Source organism: Novosphingobium naphthalenivorans NBRC 102051, assembly GCF_001590985.1.
GTDB lineage: Bacteria > Pseudomonadota > Alphaproteobacteria > Sphingomonadales > Sphingomonadaceae > Novosphingobium > Novosphingobium naphthalenivorans.
The window spans coordinates 37461-51861 of record NZ_BCTX01000015.1; the positions used below are offsets into that span (position 1 = coordinate 37461).

The 14401-nt window shown below is 65.0% G+C and carries 17 protein-coding genes; 10 read left to right on the plus strand and 7 right to left on the minus strand.

Going from position 1 to position 14401, the window contains the following annotated elements; all coding sequences use genetic code 11:
* The first annotated feature begins 27 nt into the window (after positions 1-27).
* Together NN5_RS25000 and ligA are read left to right on the plus strand one after the other, a co-directional pair.
* Positions 28-330: an endonuclease domain-containing protein gene (locus tag NN5_RS25000; RefSeq protein WP_245656301.1), complete on the plus strand. Its 303-nt coding sequence runs from the start codon at positions 28-30 to the stop codon at positions 328-330.
* Entirely contained in the window at positions 327-2465 is a 2139-nt protein-coding gene (ligA, locus tag NN5_RS07020) for an NAD-dependent DNA ligase LigA (RefSeq protein ID WP_067733341.1), read from the plus strand. The genes NN5_RS25000 and ligA overlap by 4 nt, the downstream gene beginning before the upstream one ends.
* Before the next feature lie 58 nt (positions 2466-2523).
* On the opposite strand, the gene sciP is transcribed toward ligA, so the two are convergent.
* A complete protein-coding gene (sciP, locus tag NN5_RS07025; protein ID WP_067733343.1) occupies positions 2524-2826 on the minus strand; it encodes a CtrA inhibitor SciP in 303 nt (100 codons plus the stop codon).
* A 236-nt stretch (positions 2827-3062) separates the two neighbouring features.
* Here sciP and NN5_RS07030 point away from each other — a divergent pair, with 236 nt between their 5' ends.
* Positions 3063-3338, plus strand: coding sequence for a PilZ domain-containing protein (locus NN5_RS07030; protein WP_067733345.1), 276 nt, complete (start codon positions 3063-3065; stop codon positions 3336-3338).
* Positions 3339-3350: 12 nt separating this feature from the next.
* Here the strand turns inward: NN5_RS07030 and NN5_RS07035 are convergent, their stop codons facing one another.
* A complete protein-coding gene (locus NN5_RS07035) occupies positions 3351-4253 on the minus strand; it encodes a 50S ribosomal protein L11 methyltransferase (protein WP_067733346.1) in 903 nt (300 codons plus the stop codon).
* Between the two features lie 5 nt (positions 4254-4258).
* Entirely contained in the window at positions 4259-5164 is a 906-nt protein-coding gene (gene bla / locus NN5_RS07040) for a subclass B3 metallo-beta-lactamase (protein WP_067733347.1), read from the minus strand.
* 147 nt (positions 5165-5311) lie between these two features.
* On the opposite strand from bla, the gene sdhC reads away from it, so the two are divergent.
* From sdhC to NN5_RS25690, 4 genes are read left to right on the plus strand one after another with little or no spacing between them, the layout of a single operon-like run.
* Entirely contained in the window at positions 5312-5707 is a 396-nt protein-coding gene (gene sdhC / locus NN5_RS07045; protein WP_067733349.1) for a succinate dehydrogenase, cytochrome b556 subunit, read from the plus strand.
* 12 nt (positions 5708-5719) lie between these two features.
* Positions 5720-6103: a succinate dehydrogenase, hydrophobic membrane anchor protein gene (gene sdhD, locus NN5_RS07050; protein ID WP_067733354.1), complete on the plus strand. Its 384-nt coding sequence runs from the start codon at positions 5720-5722 to the stop codon at positions 6101-6103.
* On the plus strand, positions 6103-7911 hold the full coding sequence (gene sdhA / locus NN5_RS07055; RefSeq protein WP_067733356.1) for a succinate dehydrogenase flavoprotein subunit: 1809 nt from the start codon (positions 6103-6105) through the stop codon (positions 7909-7911). The genes sdhD and sdhA overlap by 1 nt, the downstream gene beginning before the upstream one ends.
* A complete protein-coding gene (locus NN5_RS25690) occupies positions 7911-8249 on the plus strand; it encodes a hypothetical protein (RefSeq protein ID WP_157081047.1) in 339 nt (112 codons plus the stop codon). The genes sdhA and NN5_RS25690 overlap by 1 nt, the downstream gene beginning before the upstream one ends.
* Before the next feature lie 101 nt (positions 8250-8350).
* Here NN5_RS25690 and NN5_RS07060 read toward each other — a convergent pair whose 3' ends face one another.
* Positions 8351-8641, minus strand: a complete 291-nt coding sequence (locus NN5_RS07060; protein ID WP_067733361.1) for a type II toxin-antitoxin system RelE/ParE family toxin — start codon at positions 8639-8641, stop codon at positions 8351-8353.
* On the minus strand, positions 8629-8880 hold the full coding sequence (locus NN5_RS07065) for a type II toxin-antitoxin system ParD family antitoxin (protein ID WP_067733363.1): 252 nt from the start codon (positions 8878-8880) through the stop codon (positions 8629-8631). The genes NN5_RS07060 and NN5_RS07065 overlap by 13 nt, the downstream gene beginning before the upstream one ends.
* Before the next feature lie 110 nt (positions 8881-8990).
* On the opposite strand from NN5_RS07065, the gene NN5_RS07070 reads away from it, so the two are divergent.
* The 3 genes from NN5_RS07070 to creD all read left to right on the plus strand — a co-directional run bounded on the left by NN5_RS07070 (position 8991) and on the right by creD (position 12648).
* Positions 8991-9377, plus strand: coding sequence for a BlaI/MecI/CopY family transcriptional regulator (locus tag NN5_RS07070; RefSeq protein ID WP_067733365.1), 387 nt, complete (start codon positions 8991-8993; stop codon positions 9375-9377).
* The gene (locus tag NN5_RS07075) at positions 9374-11044 is read left to right on the plus strand and encodes a M56 family metallopeptidase (RefSeq protein WP_067733366.1); all 1671 of its coding nucleotides are present in this window, start codon (positions 9374-9376) and stop codon (positions 11042-11044) included. Before NN5_RS07070 ends, NN5_RS07075 begins: the two co-directional genes overlap by 4 nt.
* Positions 11045-11202: 158 nt before the next feature.
* Positions 11203-12648, plus strand: coding sequence for a cell envelope integrity protein CreD (gene creD, locus NN5_RS07080; RefSeq protein ID WP_067733413.1), 1446 nt, complete (start codon positions 11203-11205; stop codon positions 12646-12648).
* 66 nt (positions 12649-12714) lie between these two features.
* Here the strand turns inward: creD and NN5_RS07085 are convergent, their stop codons facing one another.
* Both NN5_RS07085 and ypfJ read right to left on the minus strand, forming a co-directional pair.
* Positions 12715-13380 carry a hypothetical protein gene (locus NN5_RS07085; RefSeq protein ID WP_067733367.1) on the minus strand — a complete coding sequence of 222 codons (666 nt, stop codon included), beginning with the start codon at positions 13378-13380 and terminating at the stop codon, positions 12715-12717.
* A gap of 48 nt (positions 13381-13428) precedes the next feature.
* Positions 13429-14301: a KPN_02809 family neutral zinc metallopeptidase gene (gene ypfJ / locus NN5_RS07090; RefSeq protein ID WP_067733368.1), complete on the minus strand. Its 873-nt coding sequence runs from the start codon at positions 14299-14301 to the stop codon at positions 13429-13431.
* Positions 14302-14401: the final 100 nt, after the last annotated feature.

Below are 14401 nucleotides of genomic sequence, written 5' to 3' on the forward strand. Positions count from 1 at the left end.
CATGCGCCGGGAACCCACCGAACCCGAATGACGCCTGTGGATGGCGCTGCGGGATCGTCGCTTTCAGGGCTACAAATTTCGCAGACAGGCGGTATCGGCTTGCGTATCGTGGATTTCTTCTGTCCTGCCAAAGGGCTGATAGTTGAAGTCGATGGCGGTACGCATGATCGTGAGCTGGATTTGCACCGTGATCGTGCTTTGGAACGGAATTTGGGTTTCCGCACTGTGCGGTTCACCAACCTTGAGGTGATGTCGAACATGGAGGGCGTTTTGCTGTCCTTGCTGCATAGGCTGGATTCGCTGCCGGATCGTTGGAGGAGGGGGCAATGAACATCTCCGAAGCCGAAGCCGCCAATGAACTGATGCGCCTTGCCAAGGCCATCGCGCATCATAACCGGCTCTACCATGCCGAGGACGCGCCGGAGATTCCCGACGCGGAATACGATGCGCTGGTGCGGCGCAATGCCGAGCTGGAAGCGGCGTTCCCGCACCTGATCCGGCCGGACAGCCCGTCGCAGGCGGTCGGGCACGAAGTCGCCGCTTCGCCGCTGGGCAAAGTGACGCACGAAGTTCGGATGATGAGCCTCGACAATGCCTTTTCCGATGAGGAAGTGGCCGAGTTCGTCGCGCGTATCCGGCGCTTCCTATCGCTGTCCGCTGACGAGCCGGTGGTGATGACCGCCGAGGACAAGATCGACGGCCTGTCCTGCTCGCTGCGCTATGAAAACGGCAAGCTGGTGCGCGCGGCCACGCGCGGGGACGGGCAGGTGGGCGAGGACGTCACACCCAATGTCGCGCATATTGCCGACATCGTGCAGGAACTGCGCGGCGATGGGGCGGGTGGGCCGATCCCGGACGTGTTCGAGGTGCGCGGCGAAGTTTACATGGAGAAGGCGGCGTTCCACGCGCTCAATGCCCATCTGATGGACGAGGCGCGCGCGCAGGCGGAAGCGAAGGGCGAGGCCTTCGACGAGGCCAAGGTCCGCCAGTTCGCCAATCCGCGCAATGCCGCTGCCGGATCGCTGCGCCAGAAGGATGCGAGCGTGACCGCCAAGCGCCCGCTGCGCTTCTGGGCGCACGGCTGGGGGGCGGCGTCCAGCCTGCCGGGCGAATCGCAGCACGAAGTGATCCGTCGGATCGAGAGCTGGGGTCTGCCGGTCTCGCCGCAGTTCCGCCAGTGCGGTTCGGTGGAAGAGATGCTCGAAGCCTATCGCGCAATCCGCGACGGGCGGCCGGACTTGCCCTTCGAGATCGACGGTGTGGTTTACAAGGTTGACCGGATCGACTGGCAGCAGCGGCTCGGCTTCGTCGCCAAGGCGCCGCGCTGGGCCCTGGCGCACAAGTTTCCCGCCGAGCAGGCCGAGACCGTGCTCGAATCGATCGATATCCAGGTTGGCCGCACCGGCAAGCTGACGCCGGTCGGGCGCTTGAAGCCGGTGCTGGTGGGCGGCGTCACCGTCACCAATGTCACGCTGCACAACCGCGACGAGATTGCGCGCCTCGGCGTGCGGCCGGGGGACCGGGTGGTCTTGCAGCGGGCCGGGGACGTGATCCCGCAAGTGGTCGATAACCTATCGCGCGAGGAGGAGCGCCCGGCCTATGTCTTCCCCGATCACTGCCCTGAGTGCGGTTCGGAAGCCGTGGCGGAGGAAGGCGAAGTCGATGTGCGCTGCACTGGCGGGCTGATCTGCCCGGCCCAGCGCACCGAGCGCCTCAAGCACTTCGTCAGCCGCGCCGCGCTCGATATCGAAGGGTTGGGTGAGAAGACCATCGACGAATTCTTCGCGCACGGCTGGCTGGAAAGCCCCGCCGACATCTTTCGCCTCAAGGCCCGCAAGGACGAGATCCTCGCGCTTGAAGGCTGGAAGGACAAGTCTGTGGAAAATCTGTTGAGTGCTGTGGAAAGCAAGCGCGCGCCCGATGCCGCGCGGCTGCTGTTCGGCCTCGGCATCCGCCATGTCGGCGCGGTGACTGCGCGCGACCTGATGAAGCGCTTCGAGACCTTGCCGGCGCTGCGCCAGATCGCCGAACTCGCGCATCAGAAGCATGGCGAGGAAGAGGCCAAGGCTGCCAGCGATGCCTATGCCGAACTGATCTCGATCGACGGGATTGGGCCGGTGGTGGTGGAAGCGCTGGGCGACTTCTTCCACGAGGATCACAACAAGCAGGTCTGGGACGACCTGCTCTCCGAAGTCTCGCCGCCGCCCTATGTCGTGGAGACGAAGGACAGCGCGGTGGCGGGCAAGACGGTGGTGTTCACCGGCAAGCTCGAAACCATGAGCCGCGATGAGGCCAAGGCGCAGGCGGAACGTCTGGGCGCGAAGGCCGCCGGGTCCGTTTCGCCCAAGACCGATCTGGTCGTGGCCGGACCGGGCGCGGGATCGAAGCTCAAGAAAGCGGCGGAACTGGGCATCGAAGTGATCGACGAGGCGGCTTGGGCGGAAATCGTGAAGGCTGCTGGCTGACGGGAGCCATCAGCCGCTCTTCTGCGATTTCCGCCCGTCCTCTCCGCTTCGGGAATTCTCAGGAATAGCGGCCCTGGCGCTCGTGCACCTGGCGGTAATGCTGCACGCGCGTGGCGCGCAGCCCCGCCATGCCCTCGCGATCGACGGCGCGCTGCCAGGATGCGAGTTCTTCCAAAGTGAGATTGTAGCGTTCGCAGGCTTCGGCGATGGTCAGCAGTCCGCCGTTGACGGCAGCGACGACTTCGGCCTTGCGCCGCACGACCCAGCGGGACGTGTTGGGCGGCGGCAGATTTTCCGTTCCGAGCGCCTCGCCGAGTGGACCGATAACCTTGTCCGGCCGGTCGAGATCAGATTGAAACATGGCTGGTCCCTTGTGTCAGTACCAACCCCCCTTGCCGCCGGATTCTTGGTGAAATTCATTAACGCGGCATCACTCAAGATGGTTAATTCGAAATTACAGAATTGATTGTAAGTATTTGAGAAATATGTGGAAAAGTGGAGGTGAAAAGATTCAGATTCATTTACGCGGCGTTTACCTCTCCTAATTACTTTTCCGGATGAGCACTTCGGGTGTTGTGGAGATCATCGGACAGGGACATGATTTCGGCTGGGCACAAGCACTCTGCCTGCAAGGCATTGGCAAAGCACGTCTTTGCCGAGGGCTGCCAGTTCGTTGTCAGGGAGGAAAGCATCACGCCCGGACAGCGTTTCCGCTTCAATCTTGAAGGCTTGGAACCGGTGATCGGCACGGTGCGGTGGGTCGTGCAGGACCGGATCGGATTCGCCTTCGACCGGCCGCTGAACCACAAGAGCCAGGATGCGCTGGCTCGTCATTGCCGTTCCGTGCTGGGGCTGGACCTCTACCTGGCCTGACGGGCAGCGGACTTACCGCCGGCGTTTGCGCAGCCAGAGAATCGACCAGTCGCCGTTGACGAGTCGCGCTGCGAGTCGCAGCCCGGCCTTGCGGCAGGCGGCCCTGACGGCGGCTTCCTGGGTTTCCAGCAGTCCGGCCAGCAGCAAGTGCCCGCCGGGCACCAGCGCACCGCCGAAATCGGGCGCCAGCGACACCAGCGGTCCGGCCAGGATATTGGCCATGATGAGGTCGTAAGGCCCGCGCGCGGCCAGCAGGGGATGGCCCATGCCGTCCGCCACTGTCATCACCAGCTCGCCTGCGCCCGGCCCCATGGGTACGCCGTTGGTCCGGGCATTGGCGTCCACCACATCCACGCAGACGGCGTCGATGTCGCTCGCGGTCGCCAGTGCGTGCGGCCACAGCGACAGCGCCGCGAAGGCCAGCAGCCCGGTGCCGGTGCCGATGTCGGCGCAATTGCGCACGACCACGCCTTGCGCCTTCATGTGCGTCAGCATCGCGAGGCATCCGGCGGTCGTCGCGTGCTGGCCGGTGCCGAAGGCCTGGCTGGCGGGAATGGTGAAGTCGAACAGGCCCGGTTCGCTGATGGCGGGATGGTCGGGCGTATGGACGTGGAACCGTCCGGCCCGGATCGGCTGGAGGTCCTGCTGGCTGGCGACGAGCCAGTCGGTATCGGGCAGCTTCTCTACCGCGAAGGCTGGCACTTCTCCAGCGAACAGCGCGGCGAGCGCGGCCTTGTCCGCGGCTTTGGGTTTGTGGGAAAGCCAGGCTTCCAACTGCCAGTCGTCGGGCCGGTCCTCGGCCACTTCGCTGCCGGACAGGACGATGTCCGGGTCCCAGTCCAGCGCGTCCTCGTGCGCGACCAGCGCGGCCTCGATCACGGAGCGGGGCGCGAAAGCGATCATTTTCCAGCTCATGGCGGTCAGTCTTTCGATTCGCTGGCAAGGCGGCCGTCGAAGCGCTGCTGCGCCGCCTGCGCATAAGTGCGGCAGGCCGAGGCATCGATGAGCGGTGCCTTGCCGGCGAACCGCTCCATCATCGCGCTGGCCGAAGGATGCGGCGTGAGCAGGATATCGCAGGGCAGGGCGGCGATTCGCGTCAGCCCCTCACGGACTTGCGCGACGCGGCCGGGATGATCGGTAAAGCGATAGCCGCCTGCCGATATTGCCGTGGCGCTGTCGGCATAGGCGATCATGCGGCAGGCGAATGCCTTGTCGCACGTTTGCCAAGTCCAGCTTGTCGATCCCGGGGAGTGGGCCGGGGTCACATGGGCCGTCGCCGCGATGGCCCCCACTACGATGCTGTCCCCGTCGGTCAGGATGCGGTCCACCTTGGCCGGGGCGATTCCCTTGAGATCGCCGTATTGCGGATCGTCCGAAGCCGGCTCGCCGGTTTCCAGCACGGCGGCCGCCGGTTTCACGGCCGCCACTTTGGCGCCGGTCGCGCGCTGCAGTTCGGCGAGCGCGCCTGCGTGATCGAAATGTTCGTGGCTGACGAGAATCCAGCGCACGTCCCTGGCCTTGAAACCCAGCGCGGCGATGTTGGCGAGGACGAGCGGTGCAGCCTCGGCCATGCCGCCATCGATCAGCACGTGGCCTTTCTCGCCGGTGATCAGCACTGCCGAGATACCGCATGTGCCGACATACCAGGTATTGCCGAAAACATGCGCGGGCGGGGCCGGATCGGTCCAGCCGTCATGGCCGCTGCAGGCCTTGGCCAGCGCTTCCATCGTGTGCGGCGTCGGAGCGGCCTCGGCTGCGGCCGGGATCGGGGCCGAAATGGCGGCCAGTAGAGCGGCGGACAGGGCGGTCTGGAGCGGGAGAGTCATGCCGGTGCTTTAAGCTGCACCTGCGAGATAAGCCAGAACTGCAAACGATCTTGCGTTGCAGAACTTGCACCAGCCCGCGATTTGGCTAAGGGGACTTCCAAGAGGGCAGCGTGCTGCGCTGCCGCAGGCAAGGGGATTCGTTAAGCCATGGCCAACGCCGGCACCAGAAACCGACCGCTATCGCCCCACCTCCAGATCTGGCGTTGGGGCCCGCACATGTTCGTTTCGATCATGCACCGTGTCACCGGCAACGGCGCTGCCGTGGCCGGGCTTGGCATGCTGCTGTGGTTCCTGGGTGCGCTGGCCAGCGGCCCCAAGGCCTACGAGACCTTCTCGTGGGCGATGACGACCCCGGTCGGCTACATTGTCATGGTCGGCGTCTCCTGGTCCGTCATCACGCACATGATGAGCGGCATTCGCCACTTCTTCCTCGATGTCGGCGCCGGCTTCGAGCTCAAGACCAACCGGACCTGGTCGATTCTCTCGCCGGTCCTGGGTGTTGTCTTCACCGCCGCCTTCTGGGCGCTCCTGCTGCTTCGCTGAGGGACAGGCACAATGGGTAACGGAACTTCCATCGGCCGCGTTCGCGGTCTCGGCTCGGCCAAGAGCGGCTCGCACCACTGGCTGGTGCAGCGCTTCACCGCCATCGGCAACCTCTTCCTGCTGCTGTGGCTGGCGGTCTCGCTCGTGCTGCTGCAGGACTACAGCTACGCCACTGTGGCGGAATGGCTTTCGAAGCCGGTCCCGGCGGTCGCCATGATCCTGCTCGTCGTCTCGACCTTCTGGCACGCACGCCTTGGTATGCAGGTCGTGGTCGAGGACTACGTTCATGAAGACGGCAGCAAGTTCGCCTGCCTCGTCGCCCTCAACTTCGCCGCATTCGCTGGCGCCGCTTTCGGCGTCTTCTGCGTCGTCCGCCTCGCGCTGGGAGCCCATTGATGTCCGCCCCTGCTTACAAGATCATCGACCACACTTATGACACCGTCGTCGTCGGCGCCGGCGGTTCGGGCCTGCGCGCCACGATGGGCTCGGCTGAAGCCGGCCTGAAGACCGCGTGCATCACCAAGGTGTTCCCCACCCGCTCGCACACTGTCGCGGCGCAGGGCGGTATCGCTGCCTCGCTGCAGAACAACACGCCGGACCACTGGACCTGGCACATGTACGACACCGTCAAGGGGTCGGACTGGCTGGGCGACCAGGACGCCATCGAATACATGGTGCGCGAAGCGCCCGACGCGATCCTTGAGCTTGAGCACGCGGGCATGCCCTTCAGCCGCAACGAGGACGGGACGATCTACCAGCGTCCGTTCGGCGGCCACATGCAGAACATGGGCGATGGTCCGCCGGTGCAGCGCACTTGTGCCGCGGCCGACCGTACCGGCCACGCCATGCTGCACACGCTGTACCAGCAGTCGCTGAAGTACGATGCGGACTTCTTCATCGAATACTTCGCCATCGACCTCATCATGGACGGCGGCAAGTGCGTTGGTGTGATCGCGCTGTGCCTCGATGACGGCTCGATCCACCGCTTCCGTTCGCAGGCCGTCGTGCTGGCGACCGGCGGTTACGGCCGCAGCTACTTCACCGCGACGTCCGCGCACACTTGCACCGGCGACGGCGCGGGCATGGTCCTGCGTGCCGGCCTGCCGCTGCAGGACATGGAATTCGTGCAGTTCCACCCCACCGGCATCTACGGTGCGGGCGTGCTCATCACCGAGGGCGCGCGCGGCGAGGGTGGTTATCTCACCAACTCCGAGGGCGAGCGTTTCATGGAACGCTATGCTCCTTCGGCCAAGGACCTTGCCTCGCGTGACGTCGTCTCGCGTTCGATGGCGCTCGAAATCCGCGAAGGCCGCGGCGTGGGCCCGAACAAGGACCACATCTACCTGCACCTCGATCACATCGATCCCAAGGTGCTGGCGCAGCGCCTGCCGGGCATCACCGAATCGGGCAAGATCTTCGCCGGCGTCGACCTCACCCGTCAGCCGCTGCCGGTGGTTCCGACCGTCCACTACAACATGGGCGGCATTCCGACGAACTACCACGGCGAAGTCATGACCATCGGTGCCGATGGCAACCCCGAAACGGTCGTTCCGGGCCTGTTCGCGGTGGGCGAGGCGGCCTGCGTGTCGGTCCATGGCGCGAACCGCCTCGGCTCCAACTCGCTGACCGACCTTGTCGTGTTCGGTCGCGCGACCGGCCACCGCCTCAAGGAACTGCTGACGCCGATGGCCAAGCAGCCCGAACTGCCGAAGGACTCGGCCGACCTCGCGCTGACTCGCCTCGATCACTTCCGTCACGCCGACGGCAGCACGCCGACCGCGCAGATCCGCACCGAGATGCAGCAGACCATGTCGGCCCACGCTGCCGTGTTCCGCACCGACGAAGTCATGGCCGAAGGCAAGGTCGCCATGGCCGAAACCTACAAGAAGATGCAGGACATCAAGGTTTCGGACCACGGTCTGATCTGGAACTCCGACCTCGTCGAGACGATGGAGCTGGACAACCTGATCGGTGCCGCCACCGTCACGCTGCACGGCGCCCACGCGCGCAAGGAAAGCCGCGGCGCCCATGCGCACGAGGACTTCCCCAACCGCGACGACGCGAACTGGATGAAGCACACCGCCGCCTGGTTCAACGGCTGGGGCGGCAAGGGTGGCGAGGTTCGCCTCGACTACCGTCCGGTGCACGAATACACGCTGACCGACGATGTCGAGTACATCAAGCCGAAGGCGCGCGTGTATTGATGGATCTTCAGGACTTTATCGCTGAAACTATACGCCAGATCATGTCTGGAGTATCGTCGGCGATAAAGTCCCATGACGTGGGGCAGCTAGGTGGGATTATAAATCCTCTTCCTGCGTCAGTGGAAGATCTGCAAGGTCAACGTGAACGGACTAGCATTGACTTTAATGTTGCGGTGACGGTCGAAAGCAGCACGTCAGGTGCCAAGGAAGGTGGCCTGAACATAAAGGTTCTCGAAGCCTCGCTTTCCAAAAATTCGGAAAATCGGACGGTTGGAGAGTCGCGCGTCAGCTTTTCCGTTCCTGTTACGTTGCCCTATACGCTTGTAAATAACGCGTAAGATCTGCAACTGCGTACATATTTGCACTCGAAATTCGGTCGCACAATGTCCCATTGAAAGTGGGGCAGTTTTTTCCACGCGGTCGATAAAAGCGATCGTCCTCACATAAGCCACGCATCGAAATCCGACGCGATGTGCAGAATCCGGACGATCTCGATGGCGTCGCCAGAGACGCAATAAATCACCATGTGCTGCCCGCAGCGCATTCTGTGCAGCCCGGGGCGGGCTTCAACCTGAGGATGGCGGAGCGGGAATTCGCGCAGGGCCTTGATCCGTTCGCGCAATTGGGCGGCATATTTTCGGGCCTGATCCGTGCCCCACGCCGCCTTCGTGTATCTGGAAATCTGGCGCAGGTCCTTCGACGCGGCGGTGCGAAAGATCAGTCTTCGCACGCCGGACCGAATTCCTCGTTGAACCAGGCGTCAATGTCGAAGGTGTCATCGATCGGGCTGGCAAGCCCTTCGTCGATCGCTTCAAGCAGCTTCGATTTGAACACCGCGCGCTCCTCATGCAGCCGCAGCGCATCGCGCACGACCTCGCTGGTCGAAGCGTATTCGCCGGATTCGACTTGGCGGCGGGCGTAGTCCGCGAAGTGGTCGCCCAGAGCGATTGAGGTGTTCTTCGCTGCCATGATTGGGAGAGTACCAGATTTTGGTACTGCCACCAAGCTGCCTCGATCATTCATCCATCGTTCATGTTTACAGACGTAGTCGATTACGTGTGTAAACGATGGAGGGATGAGTGGCGGCAAAGCCCGATCAGCCTGAGCGTATTTCCGAGGCCGAGCAGGCCGTCATGGAGGCCCTGTGGCAGCGCAGCCCGCTGACGGCGCAGGAAGTCTGCGAGACGGTCTGCGGTGAGCGCGGGTGGAGCCTCAATACGGTCAAGACGCTGCTCTCGCGTCTCGTCGCCAAACAGGCGGTGGCCACAGAGCCGGACGGCAAGCGCTTCCTCTATTCGCCACGCATTGCGCGGTCGGACTATGTCGGCACCGAAAGCCGCCGTCTGGTCGACCGCCTGTTCGGCGGGCGTGCGGCGCCGCTCTTTGCGCATCTCGCCAAGTCCGAGGCGCTGACCCCCGATGACATCGCCGAAATCGAAGCCCTGCTGAAGGAGCTGAAGTCATGATCGAATGGCTGACCGATACGCTCGTGATGACCGGGGCGCTCATGGCGCTGGTGCTGTTTGTCCGCAGGCCGGTGGGCCGCTGGTTCGGGCCCAATGCGGCCTATGCGCTCTGGGCCTTGCCGATGATCCGGCTGGTCCTGCCGCCGCTGGCCCTGCCGCGCGGGTTCATGCTGCTGCCCAAGGTCGCGATCGAGCCGGTCGTGGCAGGCGCGGCCACTGTCGAGCCCGTCACGCAGGCTGCTCCGGCACTCCCGGTACTTCCGGCGGCGGCAACAAGCGCGCCGCTGGAAATGGCCGGTCCCGGCCTGCTTGCGCAGGTCCCGGGGACGGAACTGCTCCTTGGGCTCTGGCTGGCGGGCGCTGCGGCCTTCCTGGCATGGCGGTGCTGGAACTATTTCACCATGCGCCGGGAGCTTCTGGCCGAGGCGCGTCAGGTCGCTACGGCCGGGGGCGTGCGCATCGTGGAAAGCCCGGCTGCGGCCGCGCCGCTCGCTTTCGGTGTGTTCGACAAGGTGGTGGCACTGCCATCGGGGTTCCTTGCGGAAACCGACTCCGAAAGCTCCGACTTCGCCATTGCGCATGAATTGGAACATCATGCCGGGAACGACCTCCTGGCGATCATCGCGATGCAGCCGCTCTTTGCTCTGCACTGGTTCAATCCGCTGGCATGGGCGGCATGGCGCGCGCTGCGCGGCGATCAGGAAGCGGCTTGCGATGCCCGCGTCATGGCGGGGCGCGACCGCAACGTCCGGGCGCGTTACGGCCGCCTGATCGCGTCCTATGCTGCGGGAACCCGGCTTGCGCTGGCCGCGCCGATGGCGGGGCCGCTCACCGGCGACAAGCCGATCATCCACCGCCTCAAGGCGCTGGCGCACAAGGATATCAGTCCGGCCCGCCGGGTGCTTGGCCGCAGCCTGTTCGCCGTCGCGGTCGTCACGGTGCCGGCCACGGCCACGGTCAGCTACGCCGCGATGGAGGATGCGGAAACCACGGGCCTCGCGGCCGTTCCCGCTGTACCGGCCGTTCCGGCGGTCCCTGCGGTGCCCACGGTGCCAGAGCATCTGGCTGTAGCCGAGGTTCCGGAGCCGCCCGCCGCGCCGGAACCGCCCGCGCCGCCGAAATGGGATGCGGGCGATGCTGCGGCCCCGATGCCTCCGGCTCCTCCGGCACCACCTGCTCCCCCGGCAGCGCCCTCCGTCGAGCGCAAGGTCTGGATCAGCAAGGCCCGTGAGCAGGCGATGGAGCGCCCGGCTGCCGAAGTCGAACGCCGCGCCGCGGAGGCCGAGCGTATGGCGACCGAAGCCGCCGCCCGCGCGCCGCAGGTCGAGGAATCGGTGACGCGCGATGGCAAGAAAGTCATCCGCATCACGCGCAAGGACGAGCGCGGCCAGCAGCGGATCACGCAGGAAATGATCCTCGACGAGGATTGCCCCGCCGACAGCCACCGCCGCGAAACCCGCTCGGGGAAGGATGGCAGCAGCACGTCGGCCGTGATCTGCACGGGCGTGCCCAAAGTGGCGATGACGGCAACCGTCACCGCGCTGAAATCAGCCCGTCAGGCCATCGTTTCCAATCGCGCCCTCGATGCCCAGACCCGCGCGAACATTCTCGCCGATCTGGATCGCGAAATTGCCGATGCCTTCAAGGAGATGCATGAGGAGCACTGATTTCGCCCGATCGGGACCACAGGAAGCACCGGATGCGTTTCATCGCGCCGGTGCTTTCGTTTTTCCGAACTTCGGCGGGCCGTTCAGTGGCAGGAAAGGCGGGGTAGCGGATGCCCCGCGATCCGGGCATCATGGTGCCGGAGGGAGAGAGGCACGTGATGACGAACTCTGGAGAGAGCACCAGGAAAGAGGCTGGCCCGAAGGGCAGGGCACTGCACCGCGAACGTTCGCCGGGCATGAAGCTGCTGTTCGTGGGACTGGTCAGCCTCGTGCTGATCGTGCCGCTGATGCTGGTCTATGCCCTCGTCTATGACCGGCAGGATCAGTCGGAAACCGCGCAGGCTTCGATCAATGCGGGGTGGGGCGGGCCGCAAGTGCTGTCGGGCCCGGTCATGGTCGTTCCCTACCGGACCACGCAGACCCAGAACGAGACTGTCGATGGCAGGCAGGTCAGCCGCGTCGTCGAGGTGGAAAAGCCTCTCTACATTTCGCCCCTGACCAACCGGGTTTCGACCCGGATCGAGCCGGAGGAACGGCGCAAGTCGATCTACCGGTCGGTGCTGTTCACGGCAAAGACGCAAGGCAAGGCGACGTTCGCGCTACCATCCGATCTCGACCGGTTCGGCGTCACGCGTGACAAGATCCTGTGGGATCGTGCGGAACTGCGGATTGGCGCGTCGGATGCGCGCGGGCTGACCACCGGCGGGACGATTTCCGTGGATGGCAAGCCGCTCGAAGTCCAGCCCGGCAATGGGCCGGCGGCGTCCGGCGGGCAGGGGTTCTTCGCTTTCGTCGACTGGGACGGCGCTGGCCGGATCGTCGTCGACTATGCCTTCGGCTTGCGCGGCAGCCGCACGATCAGTCTGGTCCCGCGTGGCGGATCGACGTCGTGGACCGTGTCCTCCGCCTGGCCCAGCCCCAGCTTCGAGGGTTCGTTCCTGCCCGAAAAGCCGCAGATTTCCGAAAAGGGTTTCAAGGCCAGCTACACGGTCGACAAGCTGGCACTGGGACAGCCGCCGGTGTCGATGGAGGACTATGGCGCCCCGCGAAATCCCGGCACTTACGATTACGATCCGGTCGAATTGTCGGGCAATGCCAGCCGCGCCGTCAGTGTCAGCCTGATCGAGACGGTGGACCTCTATTCCAAGGTCAATCGCTCGGTGAAATACGGCTTCCTGTTCATCGGCTTTACCTTCCTCGCTTTCTTCCTGTTCGATATTGTCGGCGGGGCGCGGGTGGCGTCGGTGGAATATCTGCTGACGGGCGCGGGGCTGGTGCTGTTCTTCGTGCTCCTGCTCGCCTTTGCCGAAGTGATCGGCTTTACCGCGGCCTATCTCGTCGCCAGCGCGGCCGTGATTGGCCTGCTGACCGCCTATAGCGCCGCCGTACTCAAGAGCTGGAAACGGGCGCGCTTCATCGGCGCCTTGCTGGTGGGGCTCTATGCGCTGCTGTTCGTGCTGCTCAATCTGGAAGCGTGGTCGCTGATGATCGGTGCGGTGCTGCTGTTCGTGGCGCTGGCCGGGGTCATGTACGCGACGCGCCATGTCGACTGGGTCAGCGTAGGCCGGCATGGGAATGAGGGAGGCGAGGCGCCGGCCGGTTGATCCGGCAGATGTGACACGCTTCGCCGTCGCGGGGCGAACACTGTGCGTTCGTCCCGGTGGCAGCTCTTACGGAACCGGCTGCACCACCGGTTCGGAAGTGTACGTGACGCCGGAGCCACTTTTTGCCTTGGCCTTCTTGGCGGCCTTGTCGCGTGCCGGCTTGCCGTCTTTGCGCTCTTCCGCGGTGAGCTGTTCGAGGTGGGCCTGGACGACGGCCTGCGGTGCAGGGCGCGCGGGATACTTGCAGCCACGGGCCGCGCCTACGCCTTTCAGGAACCCGCGCCGCGCCACGCCCGCCTGGATCGCGGCGCTGACCTTGCGGTCCTGATCGTTGGCGCCCGAGATTTCCCGGATCAATCCGCGGAAGGGGATGAACGAGGCCACCACCCATTTGGCCACCCGGCCGCCGCTGATGCGGTCGCGTTCTTCCTGCGGCAGGTCGATGTCGGGACCGAGCACGGCGTCCAGGTCGGTGATCGCGGAGGAAAGCTGGCGGCACTTGCCCAGCCCCGCGAGCGTATAGGGATCGGCGACGGCGGCGGTGAGCAGCGGCGGAATTTCGCCATCGCGCCCGACATTGAGATCATCCACCGGAGTCTTGGCAACGTCCATCGCGTTGGACGGGTCCTTGTCGGTGATCGGCTTGTCCTGCTGGCTGGCGAGCGCGGGGCCTGCCGCCATCGACGCCGCCAGCGACAGGACGATCGCGGCGGATATCCAGGAACGGGGCATGATCTCTGTCTCCTGTTTGCCCGGCAGAACGGAGCTTGGGCTGAGGCCCTAGCTCATATCACTGAACGTGTCACAGGCGTCCTCGTTCCCGGTATCGATGCCGGTCTTGAGCCATTTCATGCGCTGGGCGCTGGTGCCGTGGGTGAAGCTTTCCGGCGTCACGCGCCGGCCGGCGTTCTTCATCAGCGTATCGTCGCCGATGGCGCTGGCGGCCGTGAGGCCTTCCTCCATGTCGCCCGGATCGATCAGGTTCCGGTTCTTGCCTGCCCAGACCCCGGCATAGCAGTCCGCCTGCAATTCCATCCGCACTTGCAGGGCATTGGCCTGCGAAGGGCTTTTCTGCTGGGCGCTGCGCACCTGGCTGTCGAGGCCGAGCAGGTGCTGGATGTGGTGCCCGTATTCGTGCGCGACGACGTAGTAGCGCGCGAAGTCCCCCTTGGCGCCGAGTTGCTTGTCGAGCTGATCGTAGAAGCTGGTGTCGATGTAGATGCCCTGGTCGGCGGGGCAGTAGAACGGTCCCATCGCGCTCTGGGCCGCGCCGCAGCCGGACTGGCCGGTGCCGTTGTAGAAGCGCAGCACTGGCTGCTCGAACGAGATGCTGGCCTGCCGGAACAGCGGCTCCCAGGTGCTGTTGAGCGAATCCAGTGCGTTGCAGGCTTCGAGCGAATAGGCATTTTCGGTGCACAGGGCGGTGGCGTCGGTGGAGGTGGCCTGCGGCGCCGCGCTCGGGCTTTGTTGCTGCTGCACGTTTTCGAGCGTGCCCAGCATCTGGCCGGGATCGACGCCGAACACCAAGGCGCCGATCAGTACGATCACCAGCGTGCCGCATCCCACCGTGCCGCCGCCGCCGGGTATGCGGCTCCCGCCGCCGTCAGCCCGGCCGACGCGGATGTTGGCGGGGTTGAACCTCTTCAATCGCATGGGCGCGCGTCCTTCGTTACCGGCGCCCGGCGCGCCTCCGGATGAATGGGTAGCCGCGCGGCGGACCCGGGATCAATCCCTATCGCATGTCCCGTTGCGT

Coding starts and splice junctions, on each gene's coding strand:
- bla (WP_067733347.1), bottom strand. CDS start 5,164: ATGACTCTCCCGCTCCAGACCGCCCTGTCCGCCGCTCTACTGGCCGCC.
- NN5_RS07065 (WP_067733363.1), bottom strand. CDS start 8,880: ATGGCAGCGAAGAACACCTCAATCGCTCTGGGCGACCACTTCGCGGAC.
- creD (WP_067733413.1), top strand. CDS start 11,203: ATGACGAACTCTGGAGAGAGCACCAGGAAAGAGGCTGGCCCGAAGGGC.
- NN5_RS07075 (WP_067733366.1), top strand. CDS start 9,374: ATGATCGAATGGCTGACCGATACGCTCGTGATGACCGGGGCGCTCATG.
- sdhA (WP_067733356.1), top strand. CDS start 6,103: ATGTCCGCCCCTGCTTACAAGATCATCGACCACACTTATGACACCGTC.
- sdhC (WP_067733349.1), top strand. CDS start 5,312: ATGGCCAACGCCGGCACCAGAAACCGACCGCTATCGCCCCACCTCCAG.
- sdhD (WP_067733354.1), top strand. CDS start 5,720: ATGGGTAACGGAACTTCCATCGGCCGCGTTCGCGGTCTCGGCTCGGCC.
- ypfJ (WP_067733368.1), bottom strand. CDS start 14,301: ATGCGATTGAAGAGGTTCAACCCCGCCAACATCCGCGTCGGCCGGGCT.
- NN5_RS07035 (WP_067733346.1), bottom strand. CDS start 4,253: ATGAGCTGGAAAATGATCGCTTTCGCGCCCCGCTCCGTGATCGAGGCC.
- NN5_RS25000 (WP_245656301.1), top strand. CDS start 28: ATGACGCCTGTGGATGGCGCTGCGGGATCGTCGCTTTCAGGGCTACAA.
- NN5_RS07030 (WP_067733345.1), top strand. CDS start 3,063: ATGATTTCGGCTGGGCACAAGCACTCTGCCTGCAAGGCATTGGCAAAG.
- ligA (WP_067733341.1), top strand. CDS start 327: ATGAACATCTCCGAAGCCGAAGCCGCCAATGAACTGATGCGCCTTGCC.
- NN5_RS25690 (WP_157081047.1), top strand. CDS start 7,911: ATGGATCTTCAGGACTTTATCGCTGAAACTATACGCCAGATCATGTCT.
- sciP (WP_067733343.1), bottom strand. CDS start 2,826: ATGTTTCAATCTGATCTCGACCGGCCGGACAAGGTTATCGGTCCACTC.
- NN5_RS07085 (WP_067733367.1), bottom strand. CDS start 13,380: ATGCCCCGTTCCTGGATATCCGCCGCGATCGTCCTGTCGCTGGCGGCG.